The organism is Kitasatospora sp. NPDC004723, assembly GCF_040609255.1.
GTDB lineage: Bacteria > Actinomycetota > Actinomycetes > Streptomycetales > Streptomycetaceae > Kitasatospora.
Window position 1 is genome coordinate 60,378 of sequence record NZ_JBEXJT010000041.1, and the last position, 17,167, is coordinate 77,544.

Annotated in this window: 17 protein-coding genes and 1 pseudogene; 7 read left to right on the forward strand and 11 right to left on the reverse strand. The window is 73.4% G+C overall.

The window, feature by feature from the left end:
• Nucleotides 1-22 precede the first annotated feature (22 nt).
• Nucleotides 23-835 carry a dimethylargininase gene (gene ddaH / locus ABZW10_RS29755; protein ID WP_355371854.1) on the forward strand — a complete coding sequence of 271 codons (813 nt, stop codon included), beginning with the start codon at nucleotides 23-25 and terminating at the stop codon, nucleotides 833-835.
• 162 nt (nucleotides 836-997) lie between these two features.
• Nucleotides 998-1,219, forward strand: a complete 222-nt coding sequence (locus tag ABZW10_RS29760) for a hypothetical protein (RefSeq protein WP_355371857.1) — start codon at nucleotides 998-1,000, stop codon at nucleotides 1,217-1,219.
• A 116-nt stretch (nucleotides 1,220-1,335) separates the two neighbouring features.
• On the opposite strand, the gene ABZW10_RS29765 is transcribed toward ABZW10_RS29760, so the two are convergent.
• On the reverse strand, nucleotides 1,336-4,530 hold the full coding sequence (locus ABZW10_RS29765) for a BTAD domain-containing putative transcriptional regulator (RefSeq protein WP_355371859.1): 3,195 nt from the start codon (nucleotides 4,528-4,530) through the stop codon (nucleotides 1,336-1,338).
• Between the two features lie 327 nt (nucleotides 4,531-4,857).
• Between ABZW10_RS29765 and ABZW10_RS29770 the strand changes: the two genes are divergently transcribed.
• Entirely contained in the window at nucleotides 4,858-5,877 is a 1,020-nt protein-coding gene (locus ABZW10_RS29770; RefSeq protein WP_355371862.1) for a hypothetical protein, read from the forward strand.
• Between the two features lie 7 nt (nucleotides 5,878-5,884).
• On the opposite strand, the gene ABZW10_RS29775 is transcribed toward ABZW10_RS29770, so the two are convergent.
• On the reverse strand, nucleotides 5,885-6,292 hold the full coding sequence (locus tag ABZW10_RS29775) for a hypothetical protein (protein WP_355371865.1): 408 nt from the start codon (nucleotides 6,290-6,292) through the stop codon (nucleotides 5,885-5,887).
• 26 nt (nucleotides 6,293-6,318) lie between these two features.
• The gene (locus tag ABZW10_RS29780) at nucleotides 6,319-7,149 is read right to left on the reverse strand and encodes a hypothetical protein (protein WP_355371868.1); all 831 of its coding nucleotides are present in this window, start codon (nucleotides 7,147-7,149) and stop codon (nucleotides 6,319-6,321) included.
• A gap of 377 nt (nucleotides 7,150-7,526) precedes the next feature.
• Between ABZW10_RS29780 and ABZW10_RS29785 the strand changes: the two genes are divergently transcribed.
• Nucleotides 7,527-8,378 (forward strand): S-methyl-5'-thioadenosine phosphorylase, encoded by an 852-nt coding sequence (locus ABZW10_RS29785; protein ID WP_355371871.1) that lies wholly within the window; start codon nucleotides 7,527-7,529, stop codon nucleotides 8,376-8,378.
• A gap of 21 nt (nucleotides 8,379-8,399) precedes the next feature.
• On the opposite strand, the gene ABZW10_RS29790 is transcribed toward ABZW10_RS29785, so the two are convergent.
• Nucleotides 8,400-9,203, reverse strand: a complete 804-nt coding sequence (locus ABZW10_RS29790) for a phosphotransferase (RefSeq protein WP_355371874.1) — start codon at nucleotides 9,201-9,203, stop codon at nucleotides 8,400-8,402.
• A 142-nt stretch (nucleotides 9,204-9,345) separates the two neighbouring features.
• Here ABZW10_RS29790 and ABZW10_RS29795 point away from each other — a divergent pair, with 142 nt between their 5' ends.
• Nucleotides 9,346-9,780 carry a GNAT family N-acetyltransferase gene (locus ABZW10_RS29795; protein ID WP_355371877.1) on the forward strand — a complete coding sequence of 145 codons (435 nt, stop codon included), beginning with the start codon at nucleotides 9,346-9,348 and terminating at the stop codon, nucleotides 9,778-9,780.
• 80 nt (nucleotides 9,781-9,860) lie between these two features.
• Nucleotides 9,861-10,433, forward strand: a complete 573-nt coding sequence (locus ABZW10_RS29800) for a DinB family protein (RefSeq protein WP_355371879.1) — start codon at nucleotides 9,861-9,863, stop codon at nucleotides 10,431-10,433.
• Between the two features lie 79 nt (nucleotides 10,434-10,512).
• Here ABZW10_RS29800 and ABZW10_RS29805 read toward each other — a convergent pair whose 3' ends face one another.
• The 4 genes from ABZW10_RS29805 to ABZW10_RS29820 all read right to left on the reverse strand — a co-directional run bounded on the left by ABZW10_RS29805 (nucleotide 10,513) and on the right by ABZW10_RS29820 (nucleotide 14,893).
• Nucleotides 10,513-10,851, reverse strand: coding sequence for a hypothetical protein (locus ABZW10_RS29805; RefSeq protein ID WP_355371882.1), 339 nt, complete (start codon nucleotides 10,849-10,851; stop codon nucleotides 10,513-10,515).
• A gap of 324 nt (nucleotides 10,852-11,175) precedes the next feature.
• Nucleotides 11,176-11,850 carry a class I SAM-dependent methyltransferase gene (locus ABZW10_RS29810; protein ID WP_355371885.1) on the reverse strand — a complete coding sequence of 225 codons (675 nt, stop codon included), beginning with the start codon at nucleotides 11,848-11,850 and terminating at the stop codon, nucleotides 11,176-11,178.
• A gap of 326 nt (nucleotides 11,851-12,176) precedes the next feature.
• Entirely contained in the window at nucleotides 12,177-13,562 is a 1,386-nt protein-coding gene (locus ABZW10_RS29815; protein ID WP_355371888.1) for an MFS transporter, read from the reverse strand.
• 488 nt (nucleotides 13,563-14,050) lie between these two features.
• On the reverse strand, nucleotides 14,051-14,893 hold the full coding sequence (locus tag ABZW10_RS29820) for an NmrA family NAD(P)-binding protein (RefSeq protein WP_355371891.1): 843 nt from the start codon (nucleotides 14,891-14,893) through the stop codon (nucleotides 14,051-14,053).
• A 65-nt stretch (nucleotides 14,894-14,958) separates the two neighbouring features.
• Between ABZW10_RS29820 and ABZW10_RS29825 the strand changes: the two genes are divergently transcribed.
• Nucleotides 14,959-15,294: a helix-turn-helix domain-containing protein gene (locus ABZW10_RS29825; protein ID WP_355371894.1), complete on the forward strand. Its 336-nt coding sequence runs from the start codon at nucleotides 14,959-14,961 to the stop codon at nucleotides 15,292-15,294.
• Between the two features lie 61 nt (nucleotides 15,295-15,355).
• Here ABZW10_RS29825 and lspA read toward each other — a convergent pair whose 3' ends face one another.
• The 3 genes and pseudogenes from lspA to ABZW10_RS29840 all read right to left on the reverse strand — a co-directional run bounded on the left by lspA (nucleotide 15,356) and on the right by ABZW10_RS29840 (nucleotide 16,950).
• The gene (lspA, locus tag ABZW10_RS29830; RefSeq protein WP_355371896.1) at nucleotides 15,356-15,856 is read right to left on the reverse strand and encodes a signal peptidase II; all 501 of its coding nucleotides are present in this window, start codon (nucleotides 15,854-15,856) and stop codon (nucleotides 15,356-15,358) included.
• Between the two features lie 646 nt (nucleotides 15,857-16,502).
• Nucleotides 16,503-16,770 (reverse strand): annotated as a pseudogene (locus ABZW10_RS29835) (IS256 family transposase); the annotation flags it as partial.
• Nucleotides 16,771-16,827: 57 nt separating this feature from the next.
• Nucleotides 16,828-16,950 carry a hypothetical protein gene (locus tag ABZW10_RS29840; RefSeq protein WP_355371898.1) on the reverse strand — a complete coding sequence of 41 codons (123 nt, stop codon included), beginning with the start codon at nucleotides 16,948-16,950 and terminating at the stop codon, nucleotides 16,828-16,830.
• Between the last annotated feature and the right edge of the window lie 217 nt (nucleotides 16,951-17,167).

The window sequence follows — 17,167 nt, forward strand, 5'->3', positions numbered from 1 at the left end:
TCTCACCCTCCCGGAGCCCGCCATGACCCGCACCGCCCGCCCCCGCCGCTACCTGATGTGCCGTCCGACCCACTTCGAGGTCAGCTACGCGATCAACCCGTGGATGGACCCGGCCAAGCCGGTCGACACCGACCTCGCGGTGGCCCAGTGGGAGCGCCTGTACGAGCTGTACGTCGACCTCGGCCACCGCGTCGACCTGATCGACCCGCTGCCCGGCCTGCCCGACATGGTCTACGCGGCGAACGGCGCCACCGTCGTCGACGGCCGGGTGCTCGGCGCCCGGTTCCGCAACGCCGAGCGGGCCGCCGAGGGCCCGGCGTACCTGGAGTGGTTCCGGGCGCACGGCTTCACCACGCTCGACCCGGTGCACGTCAACGAGGGCGAGGGCGACCTGCTGCTGACCGACCGCTACCTGCTGGCCGGGCGGGGCTTTCGCAGCGTCTCCGCCGGGCACGCCGAGGCACAGGAGTTCCTCGGCCGCCCGGTGATCGGGCTGGACCTGGTGGACCCGCGCTTCTACCACCTCGACACCGCGCTCAGCGTGCTCGACGGCGATCAGATCATGTACTACCCGGGCGCGTTCTCGGCCGGCAGCCGGGCGGTGCTGCGCCGGCTCTTCCCGGACGCGGTGCTGGTGGGGGAGGAGGACGCGGAGGCGTTCGGGCTCAACGTGGCCAGCGACGGGCTGAACGTGGTGATCCCGGAGCCGGCCACCGGGGTCGCGGCCCGGCTGCGCGAGCGCGGCTTCCGGCCGATCGGGATGGACCTGTCCGAGCTGTTCAAGGGCGGCGGCAGCGTGAAGTGCTGCACGCTGGAGATCCGGGAGGCCGTCTGACCTGGGACGACGGCGATCAACACGCCGATCAACGCGGCCGATCGACGCACGCTGCTCGTGCGTCCATCGGCCGTTGAACGCCCCTTGCGATGCTCTTCACGTCAGCCGGGGAGAACCCGGCGGAAGCCCTTCCCAACAGGGAAGAACACCCGAGGAGCAGTCATGGCGAAGCGTTCGACGATCGGTACCGCCCGGATCAGCCTGGCCGTCGCGGGCCTCGGCCTCGGCGCCCTGCTCGCCCTCGGCGGCGCGGCCGGCACCGCGATGGCGGACGGCGCGACCGGCACGGGCACCGGCACCACCGCCCCCACCGCGACGCCGACCCCCACCCCGACCCCGACCGACGGCAGCGGTCACTCGGACTGGAACAGCACCGGTTCCTGAGCTCCGGCAGTCCGAACAACCGCGCGCAGAACCGTTTCTGCCCGTACCCGAGCCACCAGCGCTCACCGATCGCCCCCCGTTCGCCGATCCGCCCCCGCTCACCGAGCCACCCCCGCTCACGGATCGACCAGCGCGAACGCCGGCTCCGCGAGCAGCCCCGCCACCTCGGCGGCCTCCGGAAGCCCCAGCCGCTGGAAGATCGCGTGGGCCTCCCGCAGTCGCGCCCCCGCCTCGGCCCCGCGTCCGAGGTCCGCCAGCGCACAGCCGAGCACCACCAGCGCCTGCGCCTGGTCCCGCTCCGCCCCCAGCTCCACGCAGAGCGCCAACGCCTGCTCCGCGTGGTCCAGCGCCTCGTCCGCCCGGCCCAGCTCGCGCAGACTGTCCGCCAGCCGGTAGCGCGCGTGCGCGGCCCGGTCCCGCAGACCGGCCGCCACCGACACCGCCAGGCACTCGCCGAACCAGGTCACCGCCTCCTCGTGCCGGCCCAGTGCGTGCAGCGCCAGCCCCAGCACGTACAGCGTGTACGCCCGGCCCGGGTCGTCCTGCCGGGTCCGCAGCTCGGCCAGCACCTCGTGGCAGATCGTCACCGCCTCGTCCGCCCGGCCGCTGCGCACCCGCGCCAGCGCCGCGTTCACCGTCGTCACCAGTGCGCCGGAGCGGTGCCCCAGCCGGTTGGCCAGCAGCAGCGCCTCGTCGTAGTGGTCCACCGCCTCGTCGTAGCGGCTCAGGAACTGGCAGATCAGACCCAGATCGTTGAGCGCCTGCCGCAGCACCACCGAGTCCTCGGCGGCCCGCGCCGCCTCCACCGCCCGCCGGGACGCCTCCTCGGCCGCCTCCAGCCGGGTCGCGGCCAGGGCGACGTTGCCGCGCAGGAAGTGCGCCCGCCCCTCCGCCCGGACGTCGCCGTCCCGGGCTGCCGCCTCGGCCAGCGCGTCGGCCGTCGCGGCGAGCTGACGGCTCGGCGGGGTGAGGACGAACGGGGTGAGCGCGATCAGCAGGTCGATCGCCGCCCGCAGCGCCGGCCCCCGCCCGGCGGCGGTGTCGGCGGCCACCTGCGCGGCCAGCGCCACCGCGCCCGCCCGCTCGACCGTCGCCCACTCGCGGGCGGCGTCCCGGCCGGGCAGCGGGACGCCGGGGGAGTGCGCCGGGCCGAGCGCGCCCGCCGCCGGGTCGCCCGGCACGGCGTGCTGGAACGCGGTGCAGGCGGTGGCCAGCAGGTGGTCCAGCAGCCGGTCCCGGGCCGCCACCGCCTCCCCGCCGTCGGCTGCCCCGCGGTCGGCCGCCCCGTTCGCTCCGCCGGCCCCGTTCGGTCCGTCCGCCCCGCCCGGGCCCTGCGCCGGTCGTCGGCGCGCGAACGCCCGCAGCAGGTCGTGGTACCGGTAGCGACCGGGGAACGGCGACTCCAGCATCGCGACGTCCACCAGCGCCTCCAGCAGGTCCTCGGCGTCGTACTCGTCGAGGTCCAGCAGCGCCGCCGCCGCCGGCAGCCCGATGTCCGGCCCGTCCACCGAGGCCACCAGCCGGAACGCCCTGGCCTGGTCCTCCGCCAGCTGGCGGTAGCTCAGTTCGAAGGCCGCCGCCACCGCGAGATCGCCGATCCGCAGCTCGTCGATCCGCCGCCGCTCCACCTGCAGCCGTCGGCTGAGCGTCTCCACCGTCCAGCCCGGCCGCGCCGCCAGCCGGGCGGCCACGATCCGCACCGCCAGCGGCAGGTGCCCGCAGGCCACCACCAGCTCCCGGGCGGCGTCCGGCTCGGCGGCCAGCCGCTGCGCGCCGATCGTGCGGCCGAGCAGGTCCAGCGCCTCCTGCGGCTGGAACACGTCCAGGTCGACCTGCACGGTCGCCGGCAGTCCGGCCGGTCTGGTCCGGCCGGTGGTGAGCACCGCGCAGCCCACCGCCCCCGGCAGCAGCGGCCGGATCTGCGCCGCGTCCTTGGCGTTGTCGAGCACCAGCAGCAGGCGCCGGCCGTCCACCACCGAGCGGAACAGCCCCGAGCGTGCCTCCAGTCCGTCCGGCACCGCGTCCGCCGCGACCCCGAGCGCCACCAGGAAGCCGCTGAGCACCGCCTCCGGATCGGCCGGCACCGGGTCCGAGCCGCGCAGGTCCACGTACAGCTGGCCGTCCGGGTAGGTCTCCCGGACGCGGTGCGCGACGTGCAGCGCCAGCGCCGTCTTGCCGACCCCGCCCATCCCGACCACGGTCGCCACCACCAGCGCCTGCGACGGTTCCGCCGCCCCGCCCGCGCCGTCGCCCGCGCCGTCCTGCGGGGGAGCGGCCAGCGCCTCGCACAGCACCCGCACCGGCGCCGTGCGCCCGGTGAAGTCGGCGGCGTCCGGCGGCAGCTGGGCCGGTCTCGGCGGCGCGCCCGACGGACGGCCGGCCCGGCCGGGCGCCGGTGCCGCGTCGGCGCCGCTGCCCGGGTCCGCCGCACCGCCCTCCGCGTCCGCCGCCTCCGCGCGGTCACCGGTCACACCCTCCGCCGCCGGGGCCGGGACCGGCGGCGCCACGGCCGCCGCGCCGGCGCCCGGAGCCTGCGGCGCCGCCAGCGCCGGATCCCCCTCCAGGATCCGCCGGTGCAACTGCTCCAGCTCCGCCCCCGGCGCCACCCCCAGCTCCGCCAGGAACAGCTGCCGCACGCCCCGGAACACCGCCAGCGCGTCCGCCTGCCGCCCGGCCTGGTAGAGCGCCCGCATCAGCAGCCCGTACGCCCGCTCGTGCAGCGGGTGCTCGGTGGTGAGCGCGGTCAGCTCCGGAATGCACCGCGAGTAGCGGCCCAGCGCCAGGTCCAGGCTGATCCGCTCCTCCAGCAGGGTCAGCCGCAACTCCTCCAGCCGCTGCCGGTGCCGCTCCGCGAACGGCCCGGGGATCCCGGCCAGCGGCTCGCCCTGCCACAGCTCCAGCGCCTGGTTGAGCAGGTCGCGGGCGCGCAGCGGCTCGGCCCGGGCGGTCCGCTCCGCCTCGGCGGCCAGCGCCTCCGCCTGCGCCGCGTCCACCGCCAGCTTGGGCAGCACCAGCCGGTAGCCGTCACCCATCGAGACCAGGACGCTGCCCGCCGCCTTCTCGCCCGGCTCCCCGGACCCACCCGTTCCGCTGCCCCCGGCGGGCTCCACGGCGTCCAGCACCTTGCGCCAGCGCCACGCGTACGTCCGCACCGTGGTCATCGCCGCGCTCGGAGGCTCCTCGCCCCACAGCGCCGCGATCAGATCCGTGGCGCTCGCCGAATGACCCGGTCGCAGGAGCAGTACCGCCAGCATCGCCTGCTGCTGCGGGCTGCCCACTTTGAGCGCCGTCGCGCCGCGGTGAGCCCGCATCAGACCCAGTACGGAAAAACGGAGATCGCCCATCCTGCCCCCTGCCACCCAGGACAGTGCCCGCCCCGCTCGTGCACATGTCAGCTATGTCTGTGACGTTATTAACCACCGGCTCGCGCGCGGTGTCGAGGCTCCGTTGAGCCTGTGGTGACCGCACGTTGAACCCGACCGGCCAGAATCACCGTGCCGGGGCCCGCCGGAGACGGTCCGGTCCGCCCCTCCTTCACCTCCGCGACCGGGTACCCCTGGTAACCGGCCGTGATTGCCCCCGCCCTCGGCCGTCGGCGGCGTCGGGCGCCATGACGATACCTTCGGAGGCGGACGTCCGTGAACACCGCTCTGCTGTACAACCTGCTCGACGTCGACCCGGCCGACGGGCCGGCCGAACTGCTCCACCGCGCCCGCGGCAGCCGCCACCTGCCCCACCTCGTGCTCTCCGCACTGGCCCGCGACGACGTCCGGATGGGCGAGCCCGCCCGCGCCGAGCTGCGCCGCGCCCGCACCCGCGCCGACCACTACGCCCGCCTCGCCCACGACCTCGCCCGCTCCACGGGCGTGCGCGCGATCCACGGCATCCCGCTGGCCGGCTACTACCCGGCCGACCTGCTCCGGCCCCAGGCCTCCCTGGACCTGGTCGCCCCGGGCGAGGCCGCCCTCTGGCAGGCCGTCGTACGGCTGGTCACCGACCACCCCGTGGAGACCATCGACGTCACCCTGCTCGGCGACCGCCCGCACCACACCGCCGTCACCGTCCGCTGGCCCGCCGAGGACCCGCTGCTCGACCCCTGGTACCGCGTCCACCTCACCACGGCCGCCCTCCCCGGCGACCAGGCCACCGTGCCGGTCCGCCCCTACCTCGTCGCGGACGACCACGTCGAGTGCCTGATCGCCCTCGCCGAGGCCCGGCTGCACACGCCCGCCGGGGCCGAACCCGACCCGCTGACCCTCCTCGACCTCTCCTGTCTCACCCACCAGCCCTTCGAACCCGCCGAGACCGCCGCCGTCCTGGCCGCCTACCGGCTGGCCCCCGAGGCCGCCGCGCTGCTCGACCTCGCCGCCCCGCGCCTCCCGCTCGGCACCCTCGCCGCCGTCCGCGCCGCCCTCACCCCTGAACTCGCCCCCGAGCACCGCCGCCGCGGCGACGCCACCACCACCCCCCGGCTGACCGCCCGCCACGGCACCCTGCTGCGCCGCACCGTCATCCGCCACACCTGGGACGAGGCCCGCCTCCTCCCCGCCCCCGACCGCGCCACCCTGCTGCTGACCCCCGTCGCCGACTACCTCCTCGGCCCGGCCGACCGCACCACCGCGCTGGCGGCCCTCCAGCAGTGGGACGAGGAGCAGTGACGTCCCGTCAGTCCACGATCTCCTCCGCCCCGCTCAGGTCCTCCACCCGCACCGGCCGTTGCCCCTCGAACCACACCCCCACCCCGAAGGGCTCACAGCACGGCAGATCCCCTTCCGCGAACCGCAGCATCCACCCGTCGGCATAGACGTCCACCTCAGGCCCGTCCAACGCCGCCGCCTCCTCGGTCACCCCCCACTCGGCGCAGACGAACCGCCGTGCCTCCGCCACCACCGCGTCCAGGTGCTCCAGCACCTCCCCGAGCCCATCGAGATCCACCGCCCCGACGTCCTCACCCGCCTCCACCATCACCTGCACGCCCACCCCCCACCGCTCCGGCTCCGCCAGCCCCCACACCACGAGCCCACCCGGCCCGTCACACACGTGCACCAGCGGTCCCACGCCCTGCATCGTCATCCCGCCAAGCTACAACCGGGGTACGACTACGACGACGTGGGGTCGGCGGGGCGCTCCCGCCGGGCGGCGGTGCGCCGCCGCGGCGGCGGGACGGTCGTGGGCGTCCCGGGGGTGCCCGGGAGGGGGAGCGGCGGAATCCCGCTCGCACCGGGGACGGGCAGGCCCGGCACCTGCCCGGCGGACGGCGGGGAGGCGAGCAGGCCCAGGGCGACCCAGGAGCGCAGCGTGTCCTTGAGGTCCGCGGACTCGATCAGTTCGACGCTGGCCAGGCCGGACCGCATCCGGGCGTCCTGCTCCCGGTCCAGCCGCAGCTTGTCGATCATGCTGATCATCATGTCGCGGGCCCGGTCGGCCTGGCGGAAGAACAGGACGCTGACGGTGTTGCTCACCACGCCGGCGACGGCGCTGACCGTACCGGGCGCGAGGTGGTCGGGGTCCCGGTAGAAGAGCACGACACCGACGGCCATCAGTCCGAACCCGACGACCGCGCTGCTCATGCTCAGCGCGAAGGCCCGTTGGGACTGCAGGTAGCCCTGCGTGTAGTACTTGGTGATGAGGACGGCCGAGTTGTCGCTCCGCAGTTGCTCCAGCTCGGCGATCGGATCCCGCCGGACCGGGGGACTGACCTGAGGTTGGGACCGGTCCGCCTCCTCCGCGGGGCCGACCGGTTGCCTTGCGGGGATCTGTCGCGGTTCGGGCTCCTGCTCGTCTGCGGGCCCGTCGGGAAGGCCGGCGGAATGCCCCGCCGGGACGCCGGCCGGGCCGAGACCGACGCGGCGGTACTCCGCGCCGGCCCGTCCGTCACGCGGCTCCCGGCCCGCCTCGCCGACCGGCGGCAGACCCAGAGCGGCGTTCACCTCGTTCTCCAAGGCGTCGGACCTGCGGTCCAGGGGCGGCCGGGTGGACCTCCAGAAGAGAATCATCCCCACATAGGCGGCCAGGGCCCACAGGGGAGAGAGACTCTGCGATATCAGGCCGGCGAAGTGAAGAGCGAGAACCGTCGTTGTGCCGAGCACCCCGAACAGGTTCATGGTGCTCCCCATGTACCGCACCACCCGCGATCCCGCCGGCCGTTCCTCGTCCCCACCGGCGGGGCCGGTGCCTTCCGGCTCGGCCACGGGGCCCTCCTCGGCGCGCTCCATGGATCGTTACGGTAGGGCAGTGCGGTGGTGCGCCACAGCCGTTTGCTGCGACGGGTCCCGCACCGGATCTTCTTCGACGAGAGGCGGGCGGCATGGCGGACCACCGGGCGGAACTCGGGGTGATCGGCGGGTCGGGGCTGTACGCACTGCTCGACGACGTGACCGAGGTGGCCGTCGAGACACCGTACGGGCCGCCGAGCGACTCGCTGTTCCTCGGCGAGGTGGGCGGCCGACGGGTGGCGTTCCTGCCGCGGCACGGGCGGGCGCACACCATCCCGCCGCACCGGATCGACTACCGCGCCAACCTCTGGGCGCTGCACGCGCTCGGGGTGCGGCAGGTGCTGGGGCCGTGCGCGGTGGGCGGGCTGCGGCCGGAGTACGGGCCGGGGACGCTGCTGGTGCCGGACCAGTTCGTGGACCGCACCGCCGCCCGGGCGCAGACCTTCTACGACGGCGTGCCGCTGCCGGACGGCTCGGTGCCGGGTGTGGTGCACGCGCCGATGGCGGACCCGTACTGCCCGGCGGGGCGCGCCGCGGTGCTGGCTGCGGCGCGCGGGGCCGACTGGGAGCCGGTGGACGGCGGCACGCTGGTGGTGATCGAGGGCCCGCGCTTCTCCACCCGCGCCGAGTCGCGCTGGTTCACGGCCAACGGCTGGTCGACGGTCGGCATGACCGGCCACCCGGAGGCCGTGCTGGCCCGTGAACTCGCGCTCTGCTACACCTCGTTGAACCTGGTCACCGATCTGGACGCGGGCGTGGAGACCGGCGCGGGAGTCACCCACGCGGAGGTGCTGGAGGTGTTCGGCCGCAACGTCGACCGGCTGCGCGGCGTGCTGTTCAAGGCGCTGGAGGCCCTGCCGGCCGTGCGCGACTGCCCGTGCCGGAACGCCCTCGACGGCTTCACCCCGGGCCTGCCCGGCCTGGACGGCCTGTTGGGGGAGTAGCCCGTCCCGCTGCTCAGCCCCTCAGCCGTCGAGCAGCGCGCGTAGCCACCGCTCCTCGCGCTGCTCGATGTACCCGGTGTTCGCCAGCCAGGTGTCTCCGTGCCCTTCCTGCCACAGCCGCGTCCACGGCTGGACGCCGAGGCCGGCCTGCTCGCGCAGGAAGTCGTGCATGGCCCGGGTGCGCCGCCCCAGCAGCGGGACCAGCAGCCGCCGTTCGTCCTCGTCGAGACCGTAGGCGTCGACGAAGGCGCGCAGCCGGCCGGCGGCGTCGGCGCGCCGGAAGGCGGGGTCCGCGGCCAGTGGCAGGAATCCGTGTGCCGCGTAGGCGAGGTCCCAGAGCCGGGAACCGGGCGCGGCCGTGTCCCAGTCGATGATCGTCCAGCGGTCGGGCCCCTCGTCGACCACCAGGTTCCACGGCGCGAGGTCCTGATGGGCGATGATCTCGCCGGCCGCGGCGGAGTCGTCCCGCATCAGCACCTGCCACCGGGCGTCGGCCGGTGGCGTGAAGCCTGCCACGGCGTCGTGGAACTCCCTGATCAGCCGGGCCACCCGGGTCAGCCGTGCCACCGGGTCCAGCAGGGCGAAGCGGTCCGGCCAGACCACCCGGCCCGGCATGAACTCCAGGACCTCCCGGCCCTGTTCGTCGATGCCCAGCGGTCGCGGTGCGGCCCGGAAGCCGGTCTCGTGCAGGTGCGTCAGCAGCGCGTGCACGGCGGGCGTCCACGGGCCGACGGGGCGCCGCACGGTGTTCCCGATCCGGACGACGGCCGCGGTCGCGTTCCCGCCGGTCAGCCGTTCCTCGTCGTGACCCTTTCCTTCGTTCACGCGCGGACGGTACCGCTTCCAACCGGACGGGCGCACCCGCATTTCGCCGAGCCGGAACGGGCGAGAACGAACCCGGCCGGACTTGACCAGCCGATGTGAAGGAACGCTGTATCCCGCGCAAGGATTCTGTCAGCATTTCCTCATGGAAATCCGCCGCGTCACCCGCGCCGAGGACGTCCAGGCCGCCGGGCACCTCTTCGACTCGCCACCGCTCCCCGAGGCCACCGCGCGGTTCCTGGCGGACGACCGCCACCACCTGCTCGTCGCCTACGTCGACGACGCGCCGGCCGCGCTGGTCACCGGGGTGGAGACCACCCGCCCGGACCGGGGCACCGAGATGCTCCTGCACGAGCTGGGCGTGGACGCGCGGTTCATCGGGCGCGGCATCGGCCCGGCGCTGACCACGGCCCTCGCGGACCTGGCGCGCGACCTGGGCTGCCACGGCATGCGGGTGGTCGCGGACGCCGACAACCCGGCGGCCCGCTCGGTGTACCGCTGCGCCGGAGGCATCGCGCAGTCGGGGTCGCGGGAGGTGCTCGTCTGGTCCTTCGACGACACCGGGACCGCCCCTTTCTGAGCCGCTTTCCGAGCTCCTTCCGATCCCCCGTCCGCTGCCGCCGGGAAACCCGGTGGCGGCCCCGCCCGCCGCGGACGACGATGTCCGGCATGAGCGACCAACCCGCGCGATGGACCGAGGCGACCGTCTACCCCGACATGTGGATGGACCCGGACGACGACCCGCGTTCCCTCGAAGGCCCCGCCCCGGACGGCGAACTGGCCGTCCTGCTCGACTGCATCAAGAACTACCGCCTCACCCTGCGTCTGAAGTGCCAGGGCCTGGACGCCGAACAGCTGGCGCGCCGCTCGGTGCCGCCGTCGACGATGTCGCTGCTCGGCCTGGTCCGCCATCTCGCCGAGGTGGAGCGCGACTGGCACAACTGGATCACCGACGGCGAGCCGCTGCCCAAGCTGTACGGCCCGCGCGACGCCGACTTCGACGGCGCCGTCGCCGAGCAGGCCGTGGCGGACGCCGCGTTCGCGGACCTGGAGCGCGAGCAGGCCGCCCTGGACGCCACCCTGGCCCGGCACTCCGCCGACCTCGGCGCGCGCCTGGGCCGGGAGCAGATCGCGGTCCGCGAGTTGATGGTGCACATCGTCGACGAGTACGCCCGCCACTGCGGCCACGCCGACCTGCTGCGCGAGTGCGTCGACGGCCGCGTCGGCCAGTAGCAGCGGGACGGGCCGGGACAACCGGAGGGGGCGGACGCCGCGACGTGCGGCGCCCGCCCCTGTTCGAGCGCGGGCCGGGTCAGATGATCCAGACCCCGGTCACCCAGACGTTGCCCAGCGGGATGTTGGCGCCGGCCCCGAAGCCCAGGTAGGTGGTGGAGCCGTTGGCGTTCTCGATCCTGACCTGCCCGTTGTTCACGCCGGACGTGACCTTGGTGACGCCCTGGATGTTGGCGTACCCGTAGCCGGGGGTGCCGGCGTAGCAGTAGGACTTGTTGCCGTTGCTGTAGTAGATCGTGATCCCCCTGGTGGGACACGACACCTGGTCGATGGCGCTGGCCGGCACCGCCGTCGCGAGCCCTCCGGCCAGGACGCCGGCGGTCAGGGCCGCCGCGGCGAGCTTCCTGCGAGTGTCCATGATCATTCTCCCCTTGTGAGCCTGCACCGATGGCACTTCGCGCACTCGCCCCGCCGTCGTGGCGGCCGGGCCGTGATCGAAGTCGTGGCTCAACGATCGACTGCCGGAAGCGCGCCGACCAGGCTTTTGCATGAGCATGCAAAGGCTCCCGGCGAAGCTCCCGTGAAGCTCCGAAGCGGGGTGGCAGCGCGCGCCAGGCGCACCCCTTCTCCGTGGTCCGCGACACGACCCCTCCCCGAGCCCGGCGGAGCCACCCGGTAGCGCTGCGTGCGGGGCGCGTGACAGGGCGCACGCGCCGGGTGCCCCCCGCCGCCGGGGGTCGGTTCAGCCCCGGCCGCGGACCAGCAGCGTGCCGAGCGCACCGGACCGCGGGTTCGCCACCACCCGGGCCTCGACATCGTCGAAGCCGTGCCGCTTCAACAGGTCGGCCCACTGCGCGGCCGTGTGCTGCCACCGCAGCACGGTGAGCTCCTCCTCGCGGCCCTCCAGCCACCGCCCGCCCATCGGCTGCGCCCCGTACGCACCGACGGCCGGCTCGCGATGGGAGAAGGCGAAGACACCGCCAGGGGCCAGGCGCCGCCGCACGCGGGGGAACAGCTCCTCGGGATCGGTGAACCAGACCGCGCCCCACGTCGAGTAGACGGCGTCGAACGTGCGCACCTCCTGGTCGAGGAACGCGCAGACCTCCGCGGCCACGAACCGCAGGTTCGCCAGGTCCGCCCAGAAGCCGCGGGCCCGGGCCACCTGAACAGGGGAGAAGTCCACCGCGACCACCTCCACCCCGCCCCGGGCGAGGAACGCGGCGTTCTCCCCCTCGGCCGGGCCGAGATCCAGTGCCCTTGTCGGTGCGCCGAGGACCTCGGCACCGGGGCCGTTGTCCGGGATGCCGGTCCAGTCGAAGCGGCCGGCGGTCGGACGGACCTGCGGCGTCCCGCCCCGGTGCGGCCGGTACTTGTCCCAGTACTCGGCGGGCGACAGGGGTGGGGCGGCGCCGGACATGAGGGCCCTCCAGAGGCGGCGGGGGTGGCCGTGTCGAAGTGGCTGACAACCTACCCCGGGCCCCGGCGGGGCGCGGACGGGCGGAAGGGATTCATCCGAACGGGAAGAGCCCGTCTTCAGGTCGTTCAGTGGCAGTTCTCCCCCGGCCGGCACGGCCCGCACCTGGCGTGGTCCGCCTCCCACAGCGGCCGGTCCACCGCGAACCCGTGGTCCGCGATGACCTGCGCGGGGTCGCCCGCGGTGATCCGTGTTGGTTCCGCTCACGCCGCCGGGGCCGCGTCCGAACGCATCGGACGCGGCCCCGGCGGAGCTTCGGTGACGGACCGTCAGCGCACCGGCTGCGGCGCCGGCCGTGCCACGCGGGCTGCCGGGGCCTTCGCCGTGCCGGGCGAGGCCGCCGCGCCCAGCGCCGTGCCGCGGGTCTCCTCGGCCCAGAGCACCGAGACCAGCAGGCCCGCCGCGGTGACGGCGGCGGCGATCAGCATGGTCGGCCCGGTGCCGATCCCGGACAGCGACAGCGGCAGCAGGAAGGTGCCGACGGCCGCGCCGATCCGGCTGACCGAGGTGGCCACGCCGACGGCGGTCGCCCGGATCTCGGTCGGGAACAGCTCGTTGGGGTAGGTCCAGTCGAGCACGTTCGGCCCGCCGCACAGGAAGGCGTAGGCGCAGAGCGCGACGACCACGACGGCGGCCGGGGCGTCCGGCCAGATGCCCAGGACGGCCAGCGGCACGATCATCAGCGCGAACGAGCGGATGATCACGGGGCGGCGGCCCCAGGTGTCGATCAGCCGCAGCGCGGGGTAGCAGCCGAGCAGGAAGACCAGGCTGATCAGGCCGGTGCCGAGGGTCTCGACAATGGTCCCGCCCGGCATGCCGAAGGCCTCCAGCAGCTGCGGGCCGAAGGTGAGCATCGCGAACAGCGGGGCGACCTGGCAGAGGAAGAACAGTCCGCAGAACAGCGTCCGGCGCCGGTAGGGCGGGGTCATCAGCAGGCGAAGGCCGGTCGGCGTGCCGGGGGCGGTGCGCTCGGGCATCAGCTCGCGGCCGTCGACTTTGACCCCGAGGTGCCGCTCGACCAGGCGGACGGCCTCGCCGACCCGGCCGTTGGCGGCCAGCCAGCGCGGCGACTCGGGCGAGCCGCGGCGGATCACCAGGAAGACCACGCACAGCACGGCGGAGCTGCCGAGCATCCAGCGCCAGCTGCCGGGGCCGCCGATCTCCAGGAAGAGGTAGCCGGTCAGGTAGGCGAGCACGGCGCCGGCGTACCAGGCGACGATCTGCTGACCGAGCAGCCGCCCGCGGTGCTTGGCGGGCAGCCACTCGGCGAGCAGGGAGGTGGCGATCGGGTAGTCGGCGGCCACCGCCATGCCGAGCACGAAGCGCAGCAGGGCGATCGCCCAGACCGCGTCGACCCAGAACGACAGCACCGAGCAGACGATCATCACGAGCAGGTCGGCGGTGTACATCACCTCCCGCCCGATCTTGTCGGTCAGCACGCCGAAGAGCGCGCCGCCGACGAACATGCCGACCAGCGCGGCGGCGCCGATCAGGCTGACGTCGGCGGTGGAAAGGCCCAGTTCGGGGCGCATGCCGATGAGGGCGACGCCCACGATGCTCAGGATGTACCCGTCGAGCAGCGGTCCACCGGAGCAGGCGAGGGCGAGCCTGCGGTGGAAGGCGGTATACGGGGCGTTGTCGATAGTGCGGGACATTCGTTCGGGTCCTCCGGGCCGCACCGCGTGCTGTCGCACCCGTGCGCCGCGTAGACGATCGTGGGAGGCCCACCCGGAAGAGCGGGCCACTCGCCCGGTGTCCACCGGGCGACCGTCCACAGTTGCCCGGGCCGGAAGGGTGTCCCCCGGGGGCGAAGGTCAGCAGAAAACAGGGCGAACGTCCCGAAACGGACGGGCCCTCGGCCCGTGCCGAAACCGCCCCTGCCCTGCAACCCCGGGCCGAACCCGCCCCCGGAGCACCCCCACACCCTCCGATGTGACGCTCGGCACCCCGCAGGCTACTGACCGCGCCGCTCGGCCCCCGCCCGCCCGGGCGCTGACTGGGCCGGCGAAATCGTCGCGCTCACCGACCCGTTCCCCCCTCGGCACCGACCCGGCGCGGTAGCGCCGGCGGTCCCGCACGGGAGCGGGACGGCCGGGCCCTCCGGCGAGGGGCCCGGCCGTCCGAGCGTGCCGTGGTCGGCCGGTCAGAGGCCGACGTCCGTCAGCCACTGGCCGGTGGTGCGGGTGGTGACGCCGAGCAGCTTCTGGGCGGAGTTCTCGGGCGTGATCGAGAGCTCGGGGAGCGTGCTCAGTGCTTCGTAGACGGCGGCGACGCCGGCGGCGGGGCCTTCGCCGATGAAGGGGGCGACCGAGGTGCCGAACTGCTCGGGGGTGATCGGTTCGAAGGCCACGTCCTTGCCGAAGTGGGTGCCGAACGCCGTGGCGAGGTCCGGTCCGGTGGGCGCCGGGTACTGGCCTATGGAGACGACGCCGGTGACGTCCGGGCGGTCGAACAGGGCGACGGCGGCGTCGGCGATGTCGAGGTGCGACGCCCAGGACACGGGGAAGTCGGCGCGGATCGGGTAGGGCAGCGCTCCCCGCTCGTGCACCGCGCCGATGACGAACGGCAAGAGCAGGTTCTCCAGGTACAGCGTGGGCTCGATCACCGCGTGCGACAGCCCGCTGTCCGCCAGGCCGCGGACCAGCTCCGAGGCCGCGCCGCCGGTGCCCGGGTCGATCGGGGCGCCGCTGGTGGAGAACACCACGCGGGCCGGGCGGGCCTCGCGAAGGGCGGCGAGGATGTTGCGCGCATAGGTCTGGCGGTCCTCTTCGGAACCCATCGGCAGGTGGACGAACACGCCTTCGGCGCCGCGGTAGACGTGGGTCAGCTCCGCGACGGAGTCGTATCCGGCGGCCACCACACGCGCGCCGTCCACGACGGCGTCGGCCTTACGGGTCGGAGCGGTCACGGACTTGCCCGCGGCGGCGAGAGCGGCGACGACGGGGGCACCCTGGGCGCCGGTGGCGCCGTGAATCACGTAGGTCATGGCGTCAATTAGTGCATGCGATGCATCAGTTACATCAACTGCACTAATGGGGTACGGTCAACAACGTGACCGATTCCCGTCTCCCCGAGTGCGGTGTCGCCCGGTTCCTCACCCTGCTCAACGGCCCGTGGGCCACCCTGATCGTGCGGGAACTGCTGCACGGCCCCCACCGCTTCAACCAGCTGCGCGAGGCCCTGCCCGGTATCAGCCCGCACACCCTGACCAGCCGGCTGCGCCAGTTCGAGCGGCACGGCATCGTCACCCGCACGACCTTCGCGGAGATCCCGCCGCGTGTCGAGTACGAGCTCACCCCGCTCGGCGAAGGGCTTCGCGACGTCCTGGAAGCCATGGGGGCCTGGGCCACGGGAGTGCCGGATCCCGCGGCCGACGCCGCCGGTTGAGGGTCGCTGCTCAGTTGCTCGCGCGGATGCTACCGCTGTGCGGAAGCGGACCGACTGGCCCTCAGTCGTTCCCGGGGTCCGGAACCACACCGCCCGACTCGGTCGGCGCCTTGGACTCGACCGTGCCGTCCAGGCGGATGCCCCGCATCAAGGTCCACATCACCAGGGCGCTCCCGCAGACCACGCCGCAGTCGGCGAGGTTGAAGACCGGCCAGTGCGGCAGTTGGATCCAGTCCACGACGAGCCCCTGCCCCGGGGAGGGTGCCCGGAACAGCCGGTCGACGAGATTCCCGGCCGCCCCGGCGATGACCAGCCCGAAGGAGACCGCCCAGACGGGCGTGCGGATTCGGGGCGATATCACCAGCAAGAGGACGATGACCGTCGTCTTCACCGCGGTGAAGAACCATGTCTCCCCCTCGCCGATGGAGAACGCTCCGCCCGAATTGAAGGCCAGCGTGAATTTCAGAAGACCGCCGAGTGCCTCGGTCGGATCGAGTCCCGAGAAGTTCGTCAGCGCTATCTGTTTGGTGATGAGATCCGACGCCAGGAGCGTGACTGCCACGGCTGTCATGGTTCCCAGTCGTCGAGGCATGTCACCGGGCGAGGAAGCTCCTCGCGCAACCTGTGGACGTAGTAAGCCAGTCATGGCCGCATTGTAGGTGGCGGCGGTACGTGCACGAGTGCCCGCAGGATCGTGAGCGCACCGTCAGAGGGCGATCGATAGCGGAATCCCCCCAACTGTCCGGCTTTGACCGCAGCGCCATGTCCCGAAGGAGCAGCGAACCCTGTTCGGTGCCTTGGTGCGCGTTCTGGCCCATGAGTGCGCGGACCGGCCGGAACGAGTGCGGTGCGTGGATACTCGTGTGGTCAGGGCGTCCCGAACCATCCGACGTTGGTAACCTTTTGAGGTGTCTCTAGTGCTCCATTTCATTGGCGCTACAGTGCGCATGCTTATCGATGGCGGTTCGTGGTGGATTGCGCTGATCGGGAGTGCTGTAGCGACTTCGGTCTATATGGCGGTCAAGGCATATCGACGCAGCAGTCGTCCGTGATCAGCCCGGCCCGATGTTGAGAACCCATCTCACTTGGGCGACCGGGCCTGTCCTGACGATCTCGACCGTCCAACGGTCACGCTCCGATGAAGCTCACTGTTTCCGTCAGGTCCGCCCGCCCGGTGCGCAACTGCCGCACGCCCTCTGGATCCAGTGCTCGGCTGGAACGCGTTTGTCGTTCACCCGCAGGGCCTTGACCTCGACGACCCCGGCGGCGGTGGTGACCTTCCGGGGCCGGTGATAGCCATTGCGAACCACCAGGCGGCGGCCCGCTCTCGTCCCGTTCGTGAGCCAACTCGGCGACGTAGGAGGTGACTTCGGTGTCAAGAGCGGCGGCCGGCATCCGTCGGGCACCCTCGCGGACGATCTCGTCCAGCGGGGAGCCGTCCCGCGTCGAACCGTCGGCATTGACGACCGTGAGCATGGGCGCGCCTTCCCGACCGACGCTGCAACGTCGGCCTACTCGATGACCATCACGGGATCAATCGGGAAGGTAGGCCTCCGCGTTCCTCCCGGAGCCGATCCACAGGTCTTGAGCATTGCTCTCGCCGACCTCGATCACTTGCTCACGCAGGTGTTCGGCGGCCTCCACGGTGCTCCTCATGTGGGCTTCCTTCTCATGCGATGGCCGCTTCAACGTGCCTGTTGTGGAGGTGAGGTGTGCGGGCCGGGCCTGCGGGGATCCGCCTGACTTCACGGAGCGTTCCCGGGGCCCGGAACCGTGTGGGATGCTGTTGGCTAATTCGGGCTCTGTTTCGCCCCGTCGACCTTGTGGTCGGCGGGGCGAAGTGCTGCGAAGTGGCTGGTGCGGGTGCGGGCCC

Excerpts from the sequence above, each read along its gene's own strand:
- ABZW10_RS29765 (WP_355371859.1), bottom strand. The coding sequence starts at position 4,530 with ATGCGGGCTCACCGCGGCGCGACGGCGCTCAAAGTGGGCAGCCCGCAG.
- ABZW10_RS29810 (WP_355371885.1), bottom strand. The coding sequence starts at position 11,850 with ATGTCCGGCGCCGCCCCACCCCTGTCGCCCGCCGAGTACTGGGACAAG.
- ABZW10_RS29800 (WP_355371879.1), top strand. The coding sequence starts at position 9,861 with ATGTCCGGCATGAGCGACCAACCCGCGCGATGGACCGAGGCGACCGTC.
- ABZW10_RS29775 (WP_355371865.1), bottom strand. The coding sequence starts at position 6,292 with ATGACGATGCAGGGCGTGGGACCGCTGGTGCACGTGTGTGACGGGCCG.
- ABZW10_RS29785 (WP_355371871.1), top strand. The coding sequence starts at position 7,527 with ATGGCGGACCACCGGGCGGAACTCGGGGTGATCGGCGGGTCGGGGCTG.
- ABZW10_RS29820 (WP_355371891.1), bottom strand. The coding sequence starts at position 14,893 with ATGACCTACGTGATTCACGGCGCCACCGGCGCCCAGGGTGCCCCCGTC.
- ABZW10_RS29795 (WP_355371877.1), top strand. The coding sequence starts at position 9,346 with ATGGAAATCCGCCGCGTCACCCGCGCCGAGGACGTCCAGGCCGCCGGG.
- ABZW10_RS29815 (WP_355371888.1), bottom strand. The coding sequence starts at position 13,562 with ATGTCCCGCACTATCGACAACGCCCCGTATACCGCCTTCCACCGCAGG.
- ABZW10_RS29840 (WP_355371898.1), bottom strand. The coding sequence starts at position 16,950 with ATGAGGAGCACCGTGGAGGCCGCCGAACACCTGCGTGAGCAAGTGATC.
- ddaH (WP_355371854.1), top strand. The coding sequence starts at position 23 with ATGACCCGCACCGCCCGCCCCCGCCGCTACCTGATGTGCCGTCCGACC.
- ABZW10_RS29805 (WP_355371882.1), bottom strand. The coding sequence starts at position 10,851 with ATGGACACTCGCAGGAAGCTCGCCGCGGCGGCCCTGACCGCCGGCGTC.
- ABZW10_RS29760 (WP_355371857.1), top strand. The coding sequence starts at position 998 with ATGGCGAAGCGTTCGACGATCGGTACCGCCCGGATCAGCCTGGCCGTC.